Here is a 336-nt window from a genome sequence, read left to right on the forward strand (position 1 = left end):
GGTCATCCTGCCCCAGGCGGTGGTGGAAATGCTGCCACCGTTCAACAACCTCTTCATCCAGCTGTTGAAGAGCACCGCGTTGCTGTTCTTCATCTCGGCGCAGGAGATCACGCCGAAGGGTGAGGAGCTCCGGCCCGCGCTGCCGATGAACGACCTCACGGTGATCTACACCGTCGAACTCGTGCTGTACCTGTTGCTGGCGATCGCCATCACCGGGGGGATGCGTGCGCTCGAGCGGATGGGCGCACGCAGGCTCGGTCGCAGGCCCCCGCCCCGGCGCAAGACCTTCGCCGCGGCGGACGCGGGAGGTATCTGATGGACTGGGACTGGGGATAT

Annotated in this window: 1 protein-coding gene; it reads left to right on the top strand. The window is 65.2% G+C overall.

The window, feature by feature from the left end:
* The coding region (locus tag JHE00_RS34600; protein ID WP_504739435.1) for an ABC transporter permease family protein at positions 1-316 on the top strand (316 nt) is incomplete at its 5' end.
* Between the last annotated feature and the right edge of the window lie 20 nt (positions 317-336).

This window comes from Prauserella cavernicola (assembly GCF_016595675.1).
Lineage (GTDB): Bacteria > Actinomycetota > Actinomycetes > Mycobacteriales > Pseudonocardiaceae > Prauserella_A > Prauserella_A cavernicola.